The 20,535-nt window shown below is 65.9% G+C and carries 17 protein-coding genes, 1 other RNA gene and 2 pseudogenes; 5 read left to right on the top strand and 15 right to left on the bottom strand.

The features are described from left to right. Positions 1 to 29 precede the first annotated feature (29 nt). The 11 genes from tolQ to aspS all read right to left on the bottom strand — a co-directional run bounded on the left by tolQ (position 30) and on the right by aspS (position 10,412). On the bottom strand, positions 30 to 809 hold the full coding sequence (tolQ, locus tag F7R02_RS18040) for a protein TolQ (RefSeq protein WP_003482569.1): 780 nt from the start codon (positions 807 to 809) through the stop codon (positions 30 to 32). Positions 810 to 820: 11 nt separating this feature from the next. After that, positions 821 to 1,279: a tol-pal system-associated acyl-CoA thioesterase gene (gene ybgC, locus F7R02_RS18035; protein WP_151210142.1), complete on the bottom strand. Its 459-nt coding sequence runs from the start codon at positions 1,277 to 1,279 to the stop codon at positions 821 to 823. A 52-nt stretch (positions 1,280 to 1,331) separates the two neighbouring features. After that, positions 1,332 to 2,372 carry a Holliday junction branch migration DNA helicase RuvB gene (gene ruvB, locus F7R02_RS18030; RefSeq protein ID WP_003482572.1) on the bottom strand — a complete coding sequence of 347 codons (1,041 nt, stop codon included), beginning with the start codon at positions 2,370 to 2,372 and terminating at the stop codon, positions 1,332 to 1,334. Positions 2,373 to 2,411: 39 nt separating this feature from the next. Continuing rightward, positions 2,412 to 2,642, bottom strand: coding sequence for a hypothetical protein (locus F7R02_RS18025; RefSeq protein ID WP_078590682.1), 231 nt, complete (start codon positions 2,640 to 2,642; stop codon positions 2,412 to 2,414). A gap of 2 nt (positions 2,643 to 2,644) precedes the next feature. Next, complete coding sequence (locus F7R02_RS18020) at positions 2,645 to 4,549, bottom strand: potassium transporter Kup (RefSeq protein WP_005921446.1); 1,905 nt, start codon at positions 4,547 to 4,549, stop codon at positions 2,645 to 2,647. A gap of 196 nt (positions 4,550 to 4,745) precedes the next feature. Beyond that, positions 4,746 to 5,330 carry a Holliday junction branch migration protein RuvA gene (gene ruvA, locus F7R02_RS18015; RefSeq protein WP_003482577.1) on the bottom strand — a complete coding sequence of 195 codons (585 nt, stop codon included), beginning with the start codon at positions 5,328 to 5,330 and terminating at the stop codon, positions 4,746 to 4,748. A 118-nt stretch (positions 5,331 to 5,448) separates the two neighbouring features. Then, entirely contained in the window at positions 5,449 to 5,973 is a 525-nt protein-coding gene (ruvC, locus tag F7R02_RS18010) for a crossover junction endodeoxyribonuclease RuvC (RefSeq protein WP_003482580.1), read from the bottom strand. 129 nt (positions 5,974 to 6,102) lie between these two features. Continuing rightward, positions 6,103 to 6,831 (bottom strand): YebC/PmpR family DNA-binding transcriptional regulator, encoded by a 729-nt coding sequence (locus tag F7R02_RS18005; RefSeq protein ID WP_003482581.1) that lies wholly within the window; start codon positions 6,829 to 6,831, stop codon positions 6,103 to 6,105. A gap of 89 nt (positions 6,832 to 6,920) precedes the next feature. Beyond that, a complete protein-coding gene (locus F7R02_RS18000; protein ID WP_139371053.1) occupies positions 6,921 to 7,598 on the bottom strand; it encodes an alpha/beta hydrolase in 678 nt (225 codons plus the stop codon). A gap of 97 nt (positions 7,599 to 7,695) precedes the next feature. Continuing rightward, on the bottom strand, positions 7,696 to 8,223 hold the full coding sequence (locus F7R02_RS17995) for a GNAT family N-acetyltransferase (RefSeq protein ID WP_005913643.1): 528 nt from the start codon (positions 8,221 to 8,223) through the stop codon (positions 7,696 to 7,698). Positions 8,224 to 8,645: 422 nt separating this feature from the next. Beyond that, complete coding sequence (aspS, locus tag F7R02_RS17990) at positions 8,646 to 10,412, bottom strand: aspartate--tRNA ligase (RefSeq protein ID WP_003489579.1); 1,767 nt, start codon at positions 10,410 to 10,412, stop codon at positions 8,646 to 8,648. A gap of 158 nt (positions 10,413 to 10,570) precedes the next feature. Between aspS and F7R02_RS17985 the strand changes: the two genes are divergently transcribed. After that, complete coding sequence (locus F7R02_RS17985) at positions 10,571 to 11,338, top strand: DUF3011 domain-containing protein (protein WP_078590685.1); 768 nt, start codon at positions 10,571 to 10,573, stop codon at positions 11,336 to 11,338. Between the two features lie 83 nt (positions 11,339 to 11,421). On the opposite strand, the gene F7R02_RS17980 is transcribed toward F7R02_RS17985, so the two are convergent. Continuing rightward, the gene (locus F7R02_RS17980) at positions 11,422 to 11,715 is read right to left on the bottom strand and encodes an FmdB family zinc ribbon protein (protein WP_005913639.1); all 294 of its coding nucleotides are present in this window, start codon (positions 11,713 to 11,715) and stop codon (positions 11,422 to 11,424) included. 456 nt (positions 11,716 to 12,171) lie between these two features. Between F7R02_RS17980 and F7R02_RS17975 the strand changes: the two genes are divergently transcribed. From F7R02_RS17975 to F7R02_RS17960, 4 genes are all read left to right on the top strand, one after another. Next, positions 12,172 to 13,416: an MFS transporter gene (locus tag F7R02_RS17975; protein WP_003489572.1), complete on the top strand. Its 1,245-nt coding sequence runs from the start codon at positions 12,172 to 12,174 to the stop codon at positions 13,414 to 13,416. Between the two features lie 299 nt (positions 13,417 to 13,715). After that, positions 13,716 to 16,187 (top strand): TonB-dependent receptor domain-containing protein, encoded by a 2,472-nt coding sequence (locus F7R02_RS17970; protein WP_172397273.1) that lies wholly within the window; start codon positions 13,716 to 13,718, stop codon positions 16,185 to 16,187. A gap of 228 nt (positions 16,188 to 16,415) precedes the next feature. Next, the gene (locus F7R02_RS17965; protein ID WP_078590690.1) at positions 16,416 to 18,566 is read left to right on the top strand and encodes a phosphocholine-specific phospholipase C; all 2,151 of its coding nucleotides are present in this window, start codon (positions 16,416 to 16,418) and stop codon (positions 18,564 to 18,566) included. A gap of 61 nt (positions 18,567 to 18,627) precedes the next feature. Beyond that, a non-coding RNA gene (locus F7R02_RS17960) (sX9 sRNA) lies at positions 18,628 to 18,705 on the top strand. 156 nt (positions 18,706 to 18,861) lie between these two features. On the opposite strand, the pseudogene F7R02_RS17955 reads toward F7R02_RS17960, so the two are convergent. The 3 genes and pseudogenes from F7R02_RS17955 to F7R02_RS17945 form a co-directional block, all read right to left on the bottom strand. Beyond that, positions 18,862 to 19,232 (bottom strand): annotated as a pseudogene (locus F7R02_RS17955) (alpha/beta hydrolase); the annotation flags it as partial. 57 nt (positions 19,233 to 19,289) lie between these two features. Beyond that, a complete protein-coding gene (gene bla, locus F7R02_RS17950; protein WP_005913631.1) occupies positions 19,290 to 20,183 on the bottom strand; it encodes a class A beta-lactamase in 894 nt (297 codons plus the stop codon). A 97-nt stretch (positions 20,184 to 20,280) separates the two neighbouring features. Further along, positions 20,281 to 20,535: pseudogene (locus F7R02_RS17945) on the bottom strand (IS5-like element ISCARN85 family transposase); the annotation flags it as partial.

The raw sequence follows: 20,535 nt of genomic DNA, 5'->3' as shown, positions 1-20,535 counted from the left end.
GCCGTGCGGGGACATGCCGGGAGCGCGCATCACTCGTCCGCGCCGGCCTGGCGCTGCAGGATGGAGCTGAACTCATCGGCGAAGGTCTCATAGCGCACCGACAGCCGTTCCACGCGGGTGGTAAAGCGGTTGTAGGCCCACACGGCCGGAATCGCCACGAACAGACCGATGGCGGTGGCGAACAACGCTTCGGAGATACCCGGCGCCACGGCCGCGATACCGGCCTGCTCGCCGCTGCTGACCATGTCGTGCATGGTCACCATGATGCCGAACACGGTACCGACCAGGCCGACGTACGGCGCAGTGGAGCCGATGTTGGCCAACAGTTCGAGATTGCGTTCGAGCTGATCGACTTCACGGGTGAACGCGGTGCGCATGGCGCGCTGTGCGCCTTCCAACTGCACGCGCGCATCCAGACGGCGGCGGTCGCGCAGACGCGAGAACTCGCGAAAGCCACTTTCGAACATCGACTCCAGACCGCCGACGGTCCGGTTGCGGTCGGTTGCCGAGGCGTACAGCTTGGCCAGATCCGCACCGGACCAGAAGCGGTTTTCGAACTCGTCCGCCTCGCGGTTGGCCTGCTTGAACGCACGCGCCTTGCGGAAAATGATCACCCAGCTGATGAACGAGCCGATCAGCAGCAGCAGCACGATGATCTTGACCGGGATACTGGCGCGCAGGATCAGGTCTACATAGTTGATGCTGCTGTTGTGCGCCACGCTGGCGGTCTGCGCCGCGGCAGCGGCGACGTCCTGCGGCAGTGCTTCCACTACCGTGTCCTGCAGGGCCAGGAGCAATGCAATCGACATCCGTTCGTTCCTCAGTAATCGGATTCTGGGGTTTCTAGAGCTTTCAACACGTCATACAGCGCATCGTCCATGCCACGCGGGCGGAAGTCGCTGGTACCGAGCGCGGCAATGCGCACCTCGGCGGTCAGCAGCACTTCGCCTTCGCGACGGACCGATTGCGCGAACAGCAGGCTGGCCCGTCTGCATCGCAGCAACACCGCCGACACTGAGAGCGCGTCGTCGAGCCGGGCCGGCTTGAGGAAATCCAGTTGCATCGAGCGAACCGCAAACACCAGGTCGTGCTCCTGGCGCATACGCTCCTGCCCGTAACCGAGCGCGCGCATCCACTCCGTGCGCGCGCGTTCCATGAAGGCAACGTAGCGCGCGTGGTAGACCACCCCGCCGGCGTCGGTATCTTCCCAGTAGACGCGTGTCGGCCAACTGAATACCGGCGGGGATTGGGGATTGGGGAATGGGGATTCGATGGTCATGGGCAGGGAGCTTCGGTCGCGACGGCCCAGGTTGGCGACCAGCAGAGCGTCGTCAAAACAGGTCTCCCGGTTCGCCGATGCCCGGGGCGCGCTCGCGCGGCGGTTTCAGGCCCAGGTGCAGATAGGCCTTGGGCGTGACCATGCGGCCGCGCGCGGTGCGGATCAGGAAGCCCTGCTGGATCAGGTACGGCTCGATCACATCTTCCAGCGTGCCGCGCTCTTCCGACAGCGAGGCGGCCAGCGATTCCACGCCGACCGGGCCGCCGTCGAAGTGTTCGACGATGGTGCGCAACATGCGGCGGTCGAGCTCGTCAAAGCCTTCCGGGTCGACCTTGAGCATCTGCATGGCCGCCTGCGCCACCGGCAGATCGATATGCCCGGCCGCCTTGACCTGGGCGTAGTCGCGCACGCGACGCAGCAAGCGGTTGGCGATACGCGGGGTGCCGCGCGCACGGCGTGCGATTTCCGCCGCACCTTCGGCCGTGCAGTCGATGCCGAGAATCGCCGCCGAGCGGATCACGATGCGGGTCAGTTCCTGCGGGGAATAGAACTCCAGCCGCTGCACGATGCCGAAGCGGTCGCGCAGCGGTGCGGTCAGCAATCCGGCACGCGTGGTGGCACCGATCAAGGTGAACGGCGGCAGGTCGATCTTGATCGAACGCGCGGCCGGGCCGTCGCCGATCATGATGTCGATCTGGAAATCTTCCATTGCCGGATACAGCACTTCCTCCACCACCGGCGAGAGGCGATGGATTTCGTCGATGAACAACACATCGTGCGGCTGCAGGTTGGTCAACAACGCCGCGAGATCGCCGGCCTTTTCGATCACCGGGCCGGAGGTCACGCGTAGGCTCACGCCCAGCTCGTTGGCGATGACGTGACTGAGCGTGGTCTTGCCGAGACCCGGCGGGCCGAAGATCAGCACATGATCCATCGCCTCGCCACGCGCCTTGGCCGCCTGGATGTAGATCTCCATCTGCTCGCGCACCGGCTGCTGACCGAGATAATCGGCCAGGCGCTTGGGACGAATGCTCGCATCGGCGGCGTCGTCTTCGCGGGTGGAGCTGCTGGCGATGATGCGCTGCTCAGTCATCCGGCCATCTTCTCATGCCGCGCGCGGATGGCCCAACATTTAGACATCAAGCTCGGCCTGACGCAGCACTGCGAAGAAGGCTTCGAAGCTCGCGGCGCGCCAGGTCGGCACCAGACCTTCCCAGCGATCGAAATAGACGACCTCCGGTTCGTGCTGCGGCCCACGTGCGCGGTAGTCGGTGGCCGGCACGCGCCCAAGGTTGAGTGCGTCATCCCAGAAGGTATCCAGGCTCGGTGAGCGCCCGTAGACCATCCACTTGAGCGCGGCCACGCTCAGATCTCCACTTGCGCGCCCAACTCGACCAGGCGGTTACCGGGGATGCGGAAGAATCCGGTGGCCGGGGCGGCATTGCGGTGCATCAGGGCGAACAGCTTGTCGCGCCAGATCGGCATGCCGCGGTTGGCGCTGGCCACGATGGTTTCGCGGCTGGCGAAATAGGTGGTGTCCATCGGATCGAAATAGATCCCGCCCTGATCGCAGGAGCGCATCAGCGCCAACGGCACGTCCGGGGTCTCCATGAAACCGAAGCGCACATGCACGCGGTAGAACTCGTCGCCGATCGCGTCGATCTTCAGCCGTTTCCCGGCGGCCGCGTACGGCACCTGCAGGGTTTCCACGGTCAGGAACACATTGCGCTCGTGCAGCACCTTGTTGTGCTTGAGGTTATGCATCAGCGCGTGCGGCACCACCATCGGGTCGGCGGTCAGGAACACGGCCGTCCCGGGCACGCGCACCGGCGGCGCCAGCATCAACCCGGGCAGGAAGGTGTCCAGCTTGATACCGTCCTTGCGGATCTCGTCGTGCAGCAGCTTGCGGCCGCGGCGCCAGGTACGCATCAGGGTGAACAGGATCAGGCCCAGCAACAACGGGAACCAGGCGCCGTCCAGGAACTTGATGATGTTGGCGTAGAAGAACGCGCAGTCCACCGCCAGGAACACCAGCGCGAACAACCACAGCAGCGGCGCCGGCACGCGCGGATTGGCACGTGCGTAGATGATCATCAACACGGTGGTGATCAGCATGGTGCCGGTCACCGAGACGCCGTACGCGGTGGCCAACGAGGCCGAGTCGCCGAAACCGATCACCGCCACCGCCACCAGCGCCAGCAGGCACCAGTTCACCGCCGGCACGTAGATCTGGCCGATGGTGGAGTGCGAGGTATGGCGAATGTGCATGCGCGGGATGTAGCCGAGCTGCATGGCCTGGCTGGCCACCGAATAGGCGCCGGTGATCAGTGCCTGCGAGGCGATCACCGTGGCCGCGGTGGCCAGCACGATCATCGGGTACAGCGCCCACTCCGGCACCGCCTCGTAGAACGGGTTGCTGACCGCGGCTGGATTGCGCAGCACCAGGGCGCCCTGCCCCAGGTAGGTCAAGGTCAGCATCGGCAAGACCACGAACTGCCACGAGCGGCGGATCGCCTTGGCGCCGAAATGGCCCATGTCCGCGTACAGCGCTTCGCCGCCGGTCACCGCCAGCACCACCGCGCCGAGCACGAACACCGCATGCCAGTTGTGTTGCGCGAAGAAGCGCACGCCCCACCACGGATTCAGCGCATGCAGCACTTCCGGTGCACGGGCCATGTTGTAGACGCCGATCGCGCCCAACGCGAAGAACCAGAGCAGGGTGATCGGCCCGAATGCCTTGCCGACGCGTTCGGTGCCGAAGCGCTGCGCCAGGAACAGCATGCTCAGCACCACCAACGTGATCGGCACCACGAACGGCTCCAGCTTGGGCGCGGCCACCTCCAGGCCCTCCACCGCCGACAGCACCGAAATCGCCGGGGTGATGACGCCGTCGCCAAAGAACAGCGAGGCACCGAAGATGCCGAGGATGCCGACCACATACATCGAGCGCGAACCGCCGGGCAACGTGCGTTGCGCCAGCGCAGTCAGCGCCATGATGCCGCCCTCGCCGTCGTTGTCGGCACGCATGATCACGGTGACGTATTTGAGCGTGACCACCAGCATCAGCGCCCAGAACACCAGCGACAGGATGCCCAGCACGGTGTCGTGGTCCGGGGTCAGCCCGTAGTGCGGCGAAAACGCCTCTTTGAGCGTATACAGCGGGCTGGTACCGATATCGCCGAAGACGACGCCGATCGCGCCGATGACCAAGGCGGTCTGGCTATTGACGGGCGCGTGGCTGGAGCCGGCTGATTTGGGGGTGTGAGACATGAGGTGGGCAGTTTTCGCCAGACAGCGTGAAGAAGATAGGGAGACAGCACCTGTCGAAGGTGCCTGCACTGACGTCACAGGCACCCAAGGTACGGGCTGGCCGCGGGCAAGGATGCGCAGTGTACGGGCCGCCCCTGTCGATGCCGAGTGCCGGCCGCGCCCGCTTTGCGGGCCAGGCGATGGTTCGTGGCCGCGCTTAGCGCAGCGCGGCTTGCAGCGCCTTGCGAATGACCGTCGCGACCTCGTCGCCTTCTGCACCGGCGTCGCGCGCCATGCGGGCGGCCTCGGCCGGCTTGTAGCCCAGCTGTTGCAAGGCCACGGTGGCTTCGGAAACGGCGTCGGGCCCCAACTGGCCGGTAATCGGTGCGCCGCTGCTGAAATCGGCGGCGCGGTCGCGCAGTTCCACCACCATGCGCTCGGCGGTCTTCTTGCCGATGCCGGGAATGCGCGTCAGCGCGGTGATGTCGCCGCTGGTGATCAGGCGGGCGAACTCGTCCACGCTGACCCCGGACAACACCGCCAGCGCGATCTTGGCGCCGATGCCGGTGACCTTCTGCACGTCGCGGAACAGCCGCCGCTCGCCTTCGCGCAGGAAGCCATACAGCGACACGCTGTCTTCCTTTTGCGCGTAATGGGTAAACAGGATCACGTCGCGACCGACATCGGGCAGGTCGTAGAAGGTGCTCATCGGCGCCTCTAGTTCATACCCCACCCCACCTACGTCGATCACCAGCCACGGCGGCTGCTTGTAGGCCAGGATCCCGCGCAGACGGCCGATCACTGGGCACCGCCTTGGCGGTGCCGGGAATGGGGAATCGGGAATGGCCAATCGCAACAGCGCGCGCTGTCGTGGACCCTGCGTTTGGGATTCCCGATTCCCGATTGCCGATTCCCGATTCTCATTTCTTGCGGCTCCAGGCCTGTTGGGTATTGACGCCCAGGCGTTGCGCGGTGGCGCGCACGTGGGCGTGAGTGATGGCGACCGCCAATGCGTCGGCAGCGTCGGGCTGCAGCTTGCCATTCAAGTTGAGCATGATGCCGACCATGTGCTGCACCTGCACCTTGTCGGCGCCGCCCTTGCCGACCAGCGCCAGTTTGATTTCTTTGGCCGCGTACTCGTGCACCGGCAGATCGCGCATGACCACCGCGCAGATCGCCGCGCCGCGCGCGTGGCCGAGCTTGAGCGCCGAAGCGGCACTCTTGCCCATGAACACCTTTTCGATCGCGACTTCATCCGGCCGATAGATCTCGATCAACTCGCCCAAGCCCTGCAGCAGGCGCTTGAGCCGCTGGGAGAAATCCCCCTCGCCCAGCAGCATCAGCGGCGCGTGGTGCACATGCCGGCTGCGACCGCCCTCGTCGATGTCGATGATGCCGATACCGGTGCGCTGCGAACCCGGATCGATGCCCAGGATGCGGGTCATCGAGCGGCCGGGAATGGGAAGTTGGGAATCGGGAATGGGTAGAGCAGCCTACCGGCATGCTCGATGCTGCCGAGCGATGCAGGATGCGGCGATTTCGATTCCCGATTCTCCATTCCCGATTCCCGGCGCTTAGGCGCCAAGCGCCGCTTGATCGACGTTCGAATACACGTCCTGCACGTCGTCCAGGTCTTCGAGCATGTCCAGTAGCTTGCGGACCTGCACGGCGGTATCGCCGTCCACGGCGATGTCGTTGTCGGCGCGGAAGGTGATTTCGGCGTGCGCCGGTTCGAGCCCGGCGGCGACCAGGGCGTCCCTGACCTGGGCGAAGGCGTCCGGGGCGGTCAGCACATCGATGGCGCCGTCTTCCGGGTACACCACCACATCGTCGGCGCCGGCGTCGATGGCGGCATCGGTGAGGGTGTCTTCATCGATGCCGGCAGCGAAGCTCAGCACTCCCAGGCGCTTGAACATGAAGGCCACCGAGCCCTCGGTGCCCATGTTGCCGCCGCATTTGCTGAAGGCATGGCGCACGTCGGCCACAGTACGCACGCGATTGTCGGTCAGGCAGTCCACGATCACCGCCACGCCGCCAGGCGCGTAGCCCTCGTAGCGCACTTCTTCGTATTCCACCCCTTCCAGCTCGCCGGTGGACTTCTTGATGGCGCGCTCCATCACGTCCTTGGACATGTTCGACGACAGGCCCTTGTCCATGGCGGTCCGCAGACGCGGATTGTTGGACGGGTCGCCGCCGCCGGCGCGGGCGGCCACGCTGATCTCACGGATGATCTTGGTAAACATCTTGCCGCGTTTGGCGTCGGAGGCGTTCTTGCGGCCTTCGATCGAGGGACCTCTACCCATGGGTGGTTCCGGACTGGCTTCAATGACAGGGCGCGGATTTTACCTGATTGCCCGCCCTCACCGGGGCCACGACATCCGCCGGCGCATGTTCACGCCTGGAAGCGGCCGGTGCGCAGAAAGGCCAGCGCCTGTGCGGCGGCCTCGGGCGAGCGCAACAGGCCGCTGTGGCTCGCCCGCACCACGCAATGGTCGCGCAGCCCGGGCAGGCGGGTCTCGGCCAGCGCCACGGTGCCGTCCGAGCCGCCGTCGAGCGGGGCGAGCCAGCGGCCGATCCCACGCGCCACGTTGCCGGCCACCTGACCGATCTCGGCCTGGCCGTCCCAGCGCGCAAAACCCTGTTGCAAGATCGCAGCGCTGCGGCCCATTGCCCATCGCCCGCCACGCTGCGCCAACCCGCGCGCGGCGGCGCTGCCGCACAACGGCGAGCCCAGGCAGACCACGCGACGCACCGGCAGGTCGGGCGCATCCTGCAATGCCTGCAGGGTCATCAGCCCACCCAGGCTGTGACAGATCACCAACTGCACGCGGCTGGCGCGCAGGCGTTCGATCAGATGCGGCACCGCCTGCGCGGGGCCGCCGAGCACGCTGGCGTAACCGAACAGCGCAGGTGCCAGTCCGTTGGCACGCATCCGCCGCGCCAATCGCAGCAGCCAGTGCGCGGTGTTCCAGATGCCATGCACCAGCAGCACGTCGGCGGACGCGGCGCTCGCCTCCTCGCGCGGACTGCGCCGCGGCGGCGCCGGGCTGATGGGTAATGCGCTGGACACTGAGATGGTTACCGGCAGAGGGCGTCAGCTGCGTGTACGGTGCGCGCTGGACGCCACGGCCAACGCGCAATGGCAACCGGCGGCAGCACTGGTGCGATTAGTCCGCTGCCAGCACCGGCCTGCGCCGCAGGATGTATTCGCGGTCGACGATCTTGCCAACCGGAAAATCGTATTCGCCCACCTTCTCGAAACCGTAGCGGGCGTAGAAGCGTTGCGCGCCGAAATTCTCCGACCATACGCCGATCCACAAGGTGCGTGGACCGTCGCGCTCCAACCATTGCAGTGCGGTTTCGAACAACCGGCTGCCCCAGCCGCTGTTCTGATAGTCCTTCAGCAGATACAACCGCTTCAGCTCCCCATCGCCGGGACGCACTTGGTCATGCGGCAGCCCGCAGGGACCGGCGGCGGCATGGCCGACCAGCAGGTTGTCCATCTCCAGCAGCCAGATCGCGTAATCCGGGTGCGCCAGCACGGTACGCGCCCGCTCCACGGCATAGGTCTCTTCCAGAAAACCGCGCAGGTCCTCTTCCGGATACAGGTGCCCGAAGGTTTCGGTAAAGGTCTGCGCGGCCAGAAGCGACAGCGCTTCGGCATCGTCCGGCGTGGCGCGGCGAATGCGGGTCATGCGGGCCCCTCTGGCAAGTCGACGCGGCAGCTTCTCGCATGCTGCGGCGTTGCTGCAAGTGGGGAATGGGGAATGGGGAATGGGGAATTGTCGAGCGCCCTGCGCGTCGGACACTAGATGCGTCTGCTCGGCTGGTGGTGTGAGCACCCCGAGGTCTTATTGCCATGTGCGCTTGAGTGGTACAAAAAAACGCTGCGTCGCCTGCTTGAGCCTGCGCGCAGTTCCTATGCAAGCACTGAGGTTTTAGGAAAGTCGCAGTGCAAGATTGGTGGGGAGCTACCTACGCACGCGAGCTGCGCGTGCAGCTGTTCGATACGCGCATTGAGTGCAGCGCGGATCGGTCGGCAAAGCCTCGCGCAAGCTGCTCGCTGCGCATGAACGCACGGCCACGCAATGGACGTGGCCGTGCGTTCGATGGCCGGTCAGACCTGCTTCGGACGCACCTGCACGTGCACTTCGGCGAGCTGGTCGGCAGCGATCGGCGACGGGGCGTCGGTCATCAGATCCTGCGCGCCGGTGGTCTTGGGGAACGGGATGACGTCGCGAATCGACTCGGTACCGGCCATCAGCGCGGCGATGCGGTCGATACCGAAGGCGATGCCGCCGTGCGGCGGTGCGCCATAGTTCAAGGCATCCAGCAGGAAGCCGAACTTGGCGCGCGCCTCTTCGGCGCCGATGCCGAGCAGTTCGAACACGGCGCTCTGCATGTCCGGGCGATGGATACGGATCGAGCCGCCGCCGATTTCATTGCCGTTGAGCACCATGTCGTAGCCGCGCGAGACCGCGGTGCGGGCGTTGGCGCGCAGGTCGGCAATATCGTCCACCGCCGGTGCGGTGAAGGGGTGATGCAAGGCGACGTAACGCTGCGCCTCTTCGTCCCATTCGAACATCGGAAAGTCGGTGACCCACAGCGGCGCCCAGCCGTCGGCGATCAGGTCGAATTCCTTGCCGGCCTTCAGGCGCAGCGCGCCCATGAAGTCGGACACCTTGGTGTAGCCGCCGGCACCGAAGAACACGATGTCGCCATTGCCGGCGCCTACATGCTTGAGCAGCGCGGCGAAGGATTCTTCGCTGAAGAACTTGGCGATCGGCGAACTGACCTCGCCGGTCTCCGACAGCTTGATGTAGGCCAGGCCCTTGGCACCGTATTTGGCGGCGTGCGCTGCGTATTCGTCGATCTGCTTGCGCGACAGGCTGGCGCCGCCGGGAATGCGCAGCGCGGCGACGCGGCCATCGGCATCGTTGGCGGCAGCGGTGAACACCGGGAATTGGCTGGCCTTGACCAACTCGGCCACGTCGACCAGTTCCAGCGCGATGCGCAGGTCCGGCTTGTCCGATCCAAAGCGACGCATCGCCTCGGCCCAGGTCATGCGCGGGAACTGCGCAGCCAGGTCCACGTCCACCACTTCCTTGAAGATGGCGCGGATCATGTCTTCGACGAAATCCTGCACGTCGCGCTCGCGCACGAAGGCGAATTCCATGTCGAGCTGGGTGAATTCCAGCTGGCGGTCGGCGCGTAGCGCTTCATCGCGGAAGCAGCGCGCGATCTGGTAGTAGCGGTCGAAGCCGGCCACCATCAGGATCTGCTTGAACAGCTGCGGGCTCTGCGGCAGCGCGTAGAACTCGCCCGGATGCATGCGCGCCGGCACCAGGAAGTCGCGCGCGCCTTCCGGGGTGGCCTTGGTCAGGATCGGGGTTTCGATGTCCTGGAAGTCGCGCGCATCCAGATGCCGACGCAGCGCCTGCACCAGCTTGATGCGGGTGCGCTGCATGCGCTGCATCTCCGGCCGGCGCAGATCCAGGTAGCGGTATTTCAGGCGCGTCTCTTCACCCGGATTTTCGTGCGCGTGGAACGGAAGCGGCGCGGCCTTGTTGAGGATGCTGATGCGCGTGGCGATCACTTCCACCTTGCCGCTGCGCAGCTTGTCGTTGACCGCATGACGCGCGCGCACCACACCCTCCACCTGCAACACGTCCTCGTAGCCCAGGCTGGCGGCCACCTTGAACAGCTCTGCGCTGGCGTCGTCGCCGGCCACCGGTTCCACCGTCACCTGCACGATGCCTTCGTGGTCGCGCAGGTCGATGAAGCACACCCCGCCCAGGTTGCGGGCCACGTCGGTCCAGCCGGCGAGAGTGACGGTTTGGCCGATCAAGGTCTCGTCGACCAGGCCGCAGAAGTGGGTACGCATCGAAAGCTCCGCTGAAAACCCGGCGCAGGACAGCGCCGGAAAGCCGGATATTCTGGGGCCGGCGGGCGACAGGAGCAAATGCGCGGGCGCTCATGGGCGCTTAAGTCAGCGCCCGGCTGAATAGGCGCCACGCCCCCTCCTGCACCAAGGACGACACGATGCTGCGCACTGCCCTGCTGCTCTCCGGCTTCGGCCTGATCACCTTGACCGGCGCCTTTGCCAGCCTCACTGCCAGCGCCCAGGAGCGCGGCTGGAACGGCCCCAGCATCACCTGTTCCAGCAACGACAACCGCCGTCGCGAGTGCGATACGCCGTTCCGCGGCCGCGCGGTACTGGTGGAAAACATCTCTGGCACGCGCTGCATCGAAGGCCGCGACTGGGGCAGCGAGCGCGGCCGGATCTGGGTGGACAATGGCTGTCGCGGCCGTTTCGTCGAAGCCCGCAACGGTGGCGGCTGGGGCGGCGGCAATGGCCGCGGCGACTTTGGCGGAGTCGCTGGAACGGTGCGCTGCGAGAGCAACGACCAGCGCCAGAAAATCTGCGATACCGGCTGGCGCCGCGCCATGTTGGTGCGCCAACTCTCCAACACGCCCTGCGTGGAAGGCCGCAACTGGCGCCAGGAAGGCGGCCGGATCTGGGTGGACGACGGCTGCCGGGGCGAATTCGCGCAGGCCCGCGGTGGCGGTGGCTGGGACGGCGGTTATGGCGGCCGCGATGACCGCCCCGGCAACGGCTACGCCATCACCTGCGCCAGCGACGACCGGCGCCTGCGTACCTGCGCCTGGGATGGCCGTTACGGCCGCCCGGTGCTGACCCGCCAGTTATCGGACACACGCTGTGAGGAAGGCCGCACCTGGGGGTACGACGATCGTCGCGCCACGGTGTGGGTCAACGATGGCTGCCGGGCGCGTTTCGAGGCGCGTTGAGGCAGCGAATGGGCGCGCCGCGCGCGGCTGGGCCAGGGGTCGGGACTTCCGCCCTGCTAGCGGCTGCGGCGCGCTGGTCCGGCTCAGGCGGGGTCGGACGCTGGCTTGGCAGCAGGCTTGCTCTCGGCGGCGGCGGCCGGCTTGGCATCGCCACCGGCGCTGCTGCTTTCGGTGAGGTTTTTCTTCTTCTCGCCCGCCGACTTGAAGTCGGTCTCGTACCAGCCGCTGCCGGACAGGCGGAACGACGGCGCGGTGATTTGGCGCTTGATCGTGGCCGCCGCGCAGGCCGGACAGGTCTGCGGATCGGGGTCGGCCATCTTCTGCAGGCGGTCGAAGGCGTGACCGCAGGTGGTGCACTGGAAACCGTAGATGGGCATGGCAGGATCAGCTGAAGACGATGCGGGGCGCAGATTCTAGACGGATGCGTGCAGGCAGGTGCAGTGGTCCGTCTGCGATGTTGAATACGCGCGAGTGTGTTGCGGGCAAGAGACATCGATCGATGTGGTTGCGTCGCACTTGCACGCCAGGTGCGCTCGCTAACCACCGCAGCCCTCATCGGCAGATAGCAAGACGGTTAAGCGTGTTCGCGTGTATGCCGAAGAACGCGAATCTACGTAATGAGTGATCATCAGATCGGTGCGACTGCCTGAACTGCGCAGGTAGATGAGGTAATCATCCCGCACGCCAGAAACCCACGCTTCGCATCGGGCTGACGCCACAACAGCGGGTATCGAGCGCTATAGAGGCAGGTCGTTTCGATCAAGCCATACGATCCGGGCTGTTACACTCGAACTCGTGATCGACGCGCCTTTCCGCCCACGAGGGCCGCATCCATGTTGCGGTTGACTGCCTTATTGCTTGGCGTTGCCCTGCTGCTCACCGGTAGCGGGTTGCTCGGCACCCTGCTCGCCGTGCGCGGCGATCAGGCCGGCTTCGATGCGCGGGCGTTGGGGTTGATCATGTCCGGCTACTTCGCCGGCTTCTTTCTCGGCACCTTCTTTGCACCACCGCTGATTCGCCGCATCGGCCATATCCGCGCATTTGCGTTTTATGCGGCGCTGGCAGCCATTGCGGTGTTGCTGCATCCGATCTGGTTGAACGCCTGGGGCTGGGGCCTGCTGCGCCTGGTGACCGGCGCGGCGCTGGTCGGCCTGTATACGGTGATCGAAAGCTGGCTCAACGCCGAGCCGGACGCGCGCCGGCGCAGCCGGGTGTTTTCGGTCTACATGGCGATCAATCTGTCGGCGCTCGCACTGGGCCAGGTCCTGCTCACCATCGGCGATGCGGGCGCACCGGCGATGTTCACGCTGACGGCGATCCTGATCTGTGCGGCAGTGATGCCGGTGATGACCACGCGCCTGATTCCGCCCGAAGTGCCGCATGTCTCGCGCCTGCGACTGAAAACGCTGTACGCATTGGCGCCGGTGGCAACCATCGGCGCGGGACTGTCGGGCCTGGCGATGGGTGCGTTCTGGGGCTTGTTGCCGGTCTACGCCAACCGCATCGGACTGGATGCCGACGGCGTGGCGATGTTCATGCTCACCGCCATCGTGGGCGGTGCGGTGCTGCAGTGGCCGATCGGGCGCATCAGCGATGGGCATGACCGCCGCATCGGCCTGGTGACCGTGAGCACGCTGGCCGCCGCCATCGCGATCGCTGCCGCATTGCCGATGGTGCAGACGCAGACCACCGTGCTGTTCGTGCTGTTCTTCGTCTATGGCGGGTTGGCGTTTTCGCTGTACCCGTTCGCGGTGGCGCACATGCTCGATTACCTGCCGCGCGAAGACCTGCTTTCCGGCAGCAGCAGCTTGTTGCTGGTGCATGGCGTAGGTGCGGCGATTGGCCCTGCACTGGCCGGCGGCGCAATGCAGAAATTCGGCCCGGCCGCGTTGCCGGTGTACTTCGCGGTGATGTTGTTGGCACTGGCGGGCTTCACGTTGTCGCGGCTGCTGCGCTTCACCCGCCGCCGCACCCATCCGATCGCCTTCCGCCCGATGCTGCGCACCACCCCGTCAGCACTGGAGTTGATGCCGGAAACACAGCAGGCCGAAGCACCGCCGCACGCCAAGGGCGGCTGATACAGCTATGTCGCTGTCGTTAGTCGCTGCGCTGCTGGTCATGTGATCTGCGGCGTTGCTGCAATGGGGCCCCTTGCCCGCCCACCATTGCGGGGGGGGGGGGCACCGCAAGGCGGAGCAACTGGTGGACGACTTTTTTGGATGGATCAGCCATGGAGCGGTCGATCTGGTACTTGGCTGCAAGGCCCTTGCCCGCCCACCGTCGCGGAACACGCCGCAAGTACGTCCTTGTAGGCTCTTACGCGGCTTCCCGACGTTAGGACTTCCTAAGTCCATCTGGTGACACCTGTAGCGCGGTCATCATCACGCAACGCAAGCGCGGCAGTCTTCCCAGACCCCCTCCGCCGCTGTGGATTTCAATGGATTCGATGTCCTCCTTGCGCGTGCGCCATCCTGCCACTCTCGCGTTATTGCTGGTTCCGCTCACCCTGCCCGCATACGCACAGCAGGTTCCCGACGGCGCAACCCCCGACCCGGCCGCAACCGTACCGGCCAGCGCTGACGAGCAAGTATCGACGCTGGATCAGGTGCAGGTGGTCGGCCAAGCGATGACCTATTCCAAGACCAACGTCAGCAAGGACATGCTGGACCGCCAGTTCGTGCTCGGCAGCGTCAACGATGCGCTCAACGAACTGCCCGGCGTGGTGGTCACCGAAGCCGATGCCTTCGGCTCGTCGGATTGGGGCACGCAGATCAGCATGCGCGGCTTCGTCAGCAATCGCGATACGCAGCAGATCGGCACCACCATCGACGGCGTGCCCAATGGTGGCTCGGCGTACGGCGGTGGCTCCAAGGCCAACCGCTTCATCGACATGCCGGATCTGGAAACGGTGGAAGTGAGCCAGGGCACCGCCGACATCGCCTCGCGCTCCAACGAAGCCCTGGGCGGCACCTTGAATTACCTCACCAGCGAACCGCTGGAAACGCAGCGTGTGCGCATGATCGGCGGCATTGGCGATAACCAGGCGCGCAAATACTACGCGCGCTACGACACCGGCCTGATCGGCGGCAGCACACGCGCCTGGGTCAGCGGCTCGTCGGCACGCAACGACGACTGGATCGACGGCAGCGGCCACACCAGCCGCGATCACCTGGCCGGCAAGTTCGTCAGCGTGTTGAATCAGTGGACGCTCAGCGGCTACGCCTCTTACGACGATGCCGACGAATCCGAATACGCCAGCGTGACCCCGGAGCAATTCGCGCGCGACCCCGAGCACGATCTGTTGACCGGCACGCTCACCGGCATTCCGTACCTGGACCAGAACTACCGCTCCGGCTCGCGTGCGCTGCGCAAGAACACCTTTGGCTACCTGCGCGGCGCCTTCGATGGCGGCAACGGCTTCAAGACCACGCTGACCGGCTATGCCCACCGCATGCAGGGGCGCGGCGACTGGATTCCGCCGTATCTGGTGGATGTCAGCAACGATGGCGCCGGCATGGCGGAATCCGAGGCGCGTGGCGGCAATACCGTGTATGGCGGCAGCGATCTAGGCAAGCTGTATTACCTCACCCCCGGCGGCGCAGCTGCCACCATGCTGGCCGGTTGTGCCGGCAGCGATGCGGTACCGGCCGAATCCAATCCGGCCTGCTATCCGGCCGGTTCGGTGCCGGTGCAGTCGTATCGACATAGCCACTACGACAATCACCGCGCCGGCGCGATGGCCGATGTGGAATGGCGGACCGATCTTGGCGCCATCGACAACACCGCGCGTGCCGGTGCCTGGCTGGAGCGCGTTGAGCGCAGCGTCACCCGCGACTGGCACCGCCTGCTCAACGTCGGCACCAACATCAGCTTCGATCATCAGCCGTATTGGGTGCAGTTCAAGGACAACTACCAGACCGACGAGCAGATGTATTACATGGAAGACGTGATGCGCTATGGCGCATTCGCCTGGCGCGTGGGCGTCAAGCAATTCTTCGTCGACCAGACCCGCGACCGCCGCATCGGCGATGCGCAGCACGTGCAATCGGATTCGCATTCGGACCCGTTGCTGTCGGCCGGCCTGACCTGGACGACACCGGTGCAGGGCCTGGAAGCCTTTGCCGGCTACTCGCAAAACTTCGCCGCGATTCCGTCCGGCGTGCTGGGCGAAACCGACCCGGTCGCGCTGAGCCGGGTGAAACCGGAAACCGCCGACAACATCGAACTCGGCCTGCGTGTCAGCCTCTCGCCGTTGACCGGCAGCGTCACGCTGTACGACATCCGCTTCGACAACCGCATCGTGTATGTGCCGGCCAACTTCGTCACCGGTATCGATTACCTGGGCGAAACCGATGGCGTGTACGAGAACTTCGGCGGCGTGCATGCGCGCGGCGTGGAAGCAGCGCTGGGCTACGGCTGGGACAACGGCTGGCGCATCAATGGCGCCTACACATACAACAAGGCCAATTACCTGGGCAGCGGCGACGCCGCACGCGATACCGCGCTGGAAATCACCCCCGGCGCGCAGGTGATCGGCCAACCGCGCAACATCCTGGTGATGTCGGCGGACTGGCGCGGCCAGGCGTGGCGCTTCGGTATGTCCGGACGCTATCTGGGCAAGCGCTACCTGGATGCCTCCAACCGCGCCGCACTCGATGGCGTGACCACCTTCGATGCCAACCTCGGGGTGGAACTATCGCAGCTGTCGTCGCAGCTCAAGGGCCTGCAGCTGGCGCTCAACGTCAGCAACCTCACCGACAAACGCTATCTGGAGGGCGTGGACGGCAGCGACAGCGCCTTTATCGCCGCGCCGCGCACGGTCGGGCTGACGTTGACGCTGGATCTCTAGCGTCGGCGGCGCATTGCCGACCTGCGGGATGGCCATTGCGACGTGCGTGCGAGCGGATCGGGCTGAAGACACACCACCCGATCCGCTCCCTGCATCGCCTGCCACGCAGGTGCAAACGGACAGGGTCGGCGGTGTTGCAAGCACGCAAGAGAACACACGCGCTGACGCGTCGGGTACGCTCGACGCGCTCAGCGCTGACCGGATGGGGAGCGCCAACCAGGTGACACGATGATCGACCTTCCCCGCCGCCGCGTTCTGCAGACCGGGCTTGCCGGTGCCGCCGCCGCGTTGCTGCCCTCCAGCATCGCGCGGGCCGCCGCCATCGCGCCGGACCGCCGCAGCGGCACGCTGGAGGATCTTCAGCATGTGGTGATTCTGATGCAGGAAAACCGCGCGTTCGATCATTACTTCGGCGCGCTGCCCGGGGTGCGCGGGTTCGGCGACCGTTTCCCGATTCCTGCGCCGCCGTTACCGGGCGCACCGGCGCGCACGGTGTGGCTGCAACCCAGCGAGGACGGCCGCCAGTGGCTGACGCCGTTTGCGCTGGATACGGCAGCGCAATTCGGCTTCATGCGCGTGCAAGGCACGCCGCATAGTTGGGTGGATGCGCAACGCGCCTGGGATCACGGCCGGCTCGGCCACTGGGCCGCCGCCAAGCACAACCATGCGCTGGGCTATTACCGGCGCGCGGATATCCCGTTCCAGTACGCGCTCGCCGACGCCTTCACCATCTGCGATGCGTACCACGCCGCGATCCAGACCGGCACCAATTCCAATCGCGTGTTCCTTTGGACCGGCGGCAACGATCCGCAGGCGCGCGCAGGCGGCCCGGTGATCGGCAATTCGCACGACAACTTTGCGGAACTGGGCGGTTTTGCCGAGCCGTATCACTGGGGCACCTACGTCCAAGCGCTGCAGCACGCCGGTGTTTCCTGGCAGATCTATCAGGACATGGCAGACAACTTCACCGACAACCCATTGGCCGGCTTTGCGGCATTTCGACAGGCGTACAGCGCCGCGCCCGGACATGATCCGCAACTTCGCGCGCGTGGCGTGAGCACGCGCGGTCTTGCGCTGCTGCGCGAGGACGTGCTGGGCGGGCGCCTGCCTGCGGTGAGCTACATCATTGCCGATGCGGCCGGCAGCGAGCATCCGGATCCGTCCAGCCCCGCCCAGGGCGCGGCCTACACCGCACGCGTGCTGGATGCGCTCACAGCCGATCCGGCGGTGTGGAGTCGCACCGCCTTGCTGGTGATGTTCGACGAGAACGACGGCTTCTTCGACCATATGCCGCCGCCCGCACCGCCGTCGCCGGATGCACGCGCAACTGGCGGATTTGCCGGCGCATCGACGGTTGCCACCGACGACGACTATCACCGCCACCCGGCCCCGGGCGAACAGAAAGTGGATCTTCCCGAACTGCGCGGGCGGCCCTATGGGCTTGGCCCGCGCGTGCCGATGTATGTGGTCTCGCCATGGAGCCGCGGCGGCTGGGTGGATTCGCAGGTGTACGACCACACCTCGGTACTGCGCCTGCTCGAACGCCGCTTCGGCGTGCCTGCGCCGGAGATCACGCCCTGGCGGCGTGCAGTGTGCGGCGACTTGACCAACGCCTTCGATTTCCGCCAGACCGATGCGCGCCCCTTCGCCGCGGCGCTGCCCGATGTCGGCGCAACCGCAGCGCGCGCAGCAGCCTTGCGCGAGCATGCACTGCCGCCGTTGCCGGCCACGTTGCAGCCGCCCGAGCAACCGTTCGGCGTGCGCCGCTCGCGCGGGCTGCCGTATCGTCCCAGCGTGGAGCTGACCTACCTGCCCGAGCGCGGCGAAGTGAACCTCCGCATGGCCAACGCGGGCGCAGCGGCGGTGCTGCATGTCTACGACCGCTTCGATCTGGCCGCAATTCCGCGCCGCTATACGGTGGGAAATGACGCCACCGTGGACGGCACGTGGACCACCTACGACGGCCGCTACGATCTGTGGCTGCTCGGTCCCAACGGCTTCCATCGTCACTATCGGGGCGATGTGGGTGCACCGCTGCTGGTGGCCGAGATCGCGCGGGATCCGAACGATTGCACCTGCATGCTGCTATCGCTACGTCACGGCGGCAGCACTGCCGTGCAGCTTGAGCTGCAGCCAGGTACATATGCAGCCGCACAGCCGCGCGAGCGCCTGCGCCTTGCACCCGGCATCACCGAGCAGCGGCGCTGGAAGGCGGCAGCAACCGGCGGCTGGTACGACCTATGGGTGCACCACGACGGCGCGGCCCAGCGTCTGGCCGGGCGCATCGAAACCGGCGCTGACAGCGTCAGCGACCCGGCCATGGGTGGGCCGGCGCGATTGCAGCAAGAGTTGCCTATCTTGATAGGCGCACTCGATTAAGAGCGGCTTACACAACGACTGCGCTCTCCGCCACGCGTGCGCGGTCGACGCCAGGTGCCGCATGTCCCACGCGTACACGGCGGTTCCGAGCGCAACGTTCACATCCGCCGGACGACTACTCGCTACGTTTTTGGCAGCCGCTCCAAGCCTTTGCGGCTCTGCATGCGCTGAGCGTGCAGATGGCTGCGCGATCGGCGGTCTTGCGCACGGTTGCACTCAGCGCGCGCCAGGCGCGTCCGGCAGGGCAACCATCGCTGACCAGGTTTCCACCAGCGGCGGCCCATGTGCGATCGGCAGTGTGGCCGCGCGCAGGCCGAACGCAGCAGATCTCCGTCCCTTCCAGAACCATGGTCAGGACTTGATCGCCACCGCCGGGGAACACCTGCACCGCCGCACCGGTGTTACGACCCTTGGGCGCATAGACCGTCATCGTCGGGCGACTGACATCGCTTACCTTGGTCAATGGGAAGCGCCCCTCGCCGATGCCCACCGATTCGGGCTTCGGATGGCGCACCCTTCAGGCACCGCTTGCGACCAGAGCGGCATTTCTCACTGACCAGAGGCTGGTGGCCAGGCACGCGCTGGTGCGAGTCCATGCACAAGCAGCGCAACCGCCGCACACCGATGACATAGCCTGTGAACTTCGAAAAAGCTGAGAGGAAACAGCAAGCACGTCGTGGATTCACACGCGAATGAAACGTGGAAAACAGTTGGCGGTTGCACTCAACCCAGGATGCTCTTGCGGACCGCCACTGCCACCGCCTTCAACGCCGCATCGCGTGCAGCGTCGTCGACCTTGGCGCCGTTCAAGTACGTGGTCAGCAGCATTGGCGCCCTGCCCTTGGGCGGCCAGAGGATGGCGATGTCGTTACGGGTGTCGGTGCCGTTGCTGCCGGTCTTGTCGCCGATCTTCCAGCCGGCCGTGAGCCCCGCACGCAGGCAATCGTCGCCGGTGCGGTTGTCGATCATCCAGTCGGTCAGCTGCTTGCGCGAGGCTGGCTGCAGCGCGTCGCCAAGCAGCAGCGTGCGCAGCGTGGCGGCCATTGCCGCAGGCGTGGTGGTGTCGCGGGGGTCGCCGGCGACAAACCGGTTCATCTGCGGCTCGTAGCGGTCGGTGCGGGTCTGGGCATCGCCGATGCCGCGCAGGAATGCAGTCACGCCGGCCGGGTCACCGACCAACGGGAACAACAGATTGGCGGCCGGGTTGTCGCTGTAAATCATCGTGGCCCGGCACAGTTCGCCGACACTCAGCGAACCGCCGACATGGCGTTCGGTCACCGGGGCATGCTCGAGCATGTCGGAAGCGTGGATCTTGACCTGCTGTGCCAGCGTCAGCTTGCCCTGGTCCACCTGCTGCAGCACCGCGGCAGCCAATACAAATTTGAAGGTGCTGCACATCGGAAAGCGCTCGTGCTCGCGCTGCCCGAGGCGCTTGCCGGTGGCGCTGTCGAGCAGGCAGATGCCCAGGCGGCCGCCGGTGCCACGTTCGATCTGCGCCCACTGTGCCCGCAGCATGTCGTCCACGTTCACCGCAGGGGTGAGCGCCCATGCGGGTCTGGACGCTGCAAGCAGCACGCCCGCGCCGGTTGCGTGCAGGAACTGTCGCCGATTCAACATGCGGTTGCCTCCTTGAGAGAGCCCGCAGTATCGATGCGCACGTCGCAGCCGACCATCGCGATGTTTCGATCTCAGCCATGAATTGAACTAGGGCCTGTTAACACATCCGAAGCCCATCAACGACTAGGACGAAGCTGAGGAATCCAAGGAACATTACATCCAGCTTCTCGAAGCGCGAGAAAATCCGGCGGTAGCCTTTCAAGCGACGGAACAGTCTCTCCACTTCGTTGCGCCGCTTGTACATCTCCCGGTTGTATTCCCAAGGCTCGACCCGATTGGATTTCGGCGGGACCACCGGCACGAAGCCAAGATCGAGCGCCAACTGGCGGGTTTCGTTGCCTTCGTAAGCACG

This window comes from Xanthomonas cissicola (assembly GCF_008801575.1).
Taxonomy (GTDB): Bacteria; Pseudomonadota; Gammaproteobacteria; order Xanthomonadales; family Xanthomonadaceae; genus Xanthomonas; species Xanthomonas cissicola.
The sequence above is the reverse complement of the archived record's forward strand: the minus strand, read 5'-3'. Positions and strand labels throughout refer to the sequence as shown.

Bases quoted from the DNA above. Each gene is read 5' to 3' on its own strand.
- F7R02_RS18005 (WP_003482581.1), bottom strand. From the start codon at position 6,831: ATGGGTAGAGGTCCCTCGATCGAAGGCCGCAAGAACGCCTCCGACGCC.
- ruvC (WP_003482580.1), bottom strand. From the start codon at position 5,973: ATGACCCGCATCCTGGGCATCGATCCGGGTTCGCAGCGCACCGGTATC.
- F7R02_RS17985 (WP_078590685.1), top strand. From the start codon at position 10,571: ATGCTGCGCACTGCCCTGCTGCTCTCCGGCTTCGGCCTGATCACCTTG.
- bla (WP_005913631.1), bottom strand. From the start codon at position 20,183: ATGTTGAATCGGCGACAGTTCCTGCACGCAACCGGCGCGGGCGTGCTG.
- F7R02_RS17975 (WP_003489572.1), top strand. From the start codon at position 12,172: ATGTTGCGGTTGACTGCCTTATTGCTTGGCGTTGCCCTGCTGCTCACC.
- F7R02_RS17995 (WP_005913643.1), bottom strand. From the start codon at position 8,223: ATGACCCGCATTCGCCGCGCCACGCCGGACGATGCCGAAGCGCTGTCG.
- tolQ (WP_003482569.1), bottom strand. From the start codon at position 809: ATGTCGATTGCATTGCTCCTGGCCCTGCAGGACACGGTAGTGGAAGCA.
- F7R02_RS17965 (WP_078590690.1), top strand. From the start codon at position 16,416: ATGATCGACCTTCCCCGCCGCCGCGTTCTGCAGACCGGGCTTGCCGGT.
- F7R02_RS17980 (WP_005913639.1), bottom strand. From the start codon at position 11,715: ATGCCCATCTACGGTTTCCAGTGCACCACCTGCGGTCACGCCTTCGAC.
- aspS (WP_003489579.1), bottom strand. From the start codon at position 10,412: ATGCGTACCCACTTCTGCGGCCTGGTCGACGAGACCTTGATCGGCCAA.
- ruvB (WP_003482572.1), bottom strand. From the start codon at position 2,372: ATGACTGAGCAGCGCATCATCGCCAGCAGCTCCACCCGCGAAGACGAC.
- ybgC (WP_151210142.1), bottom strand. From the start codon at position 1,279: ATGACCATCGAATCCCCATTCCCCAATCCCCAATCCCCGCCGGTATTC.
- F7R02_RS18020 (WP_005921446.1), bottom strand. From the start codon at position 4,549: ATGTCTCACACCCCCAAATCAGCCGGCTCCAGCCACGCGCCCGTCAAT.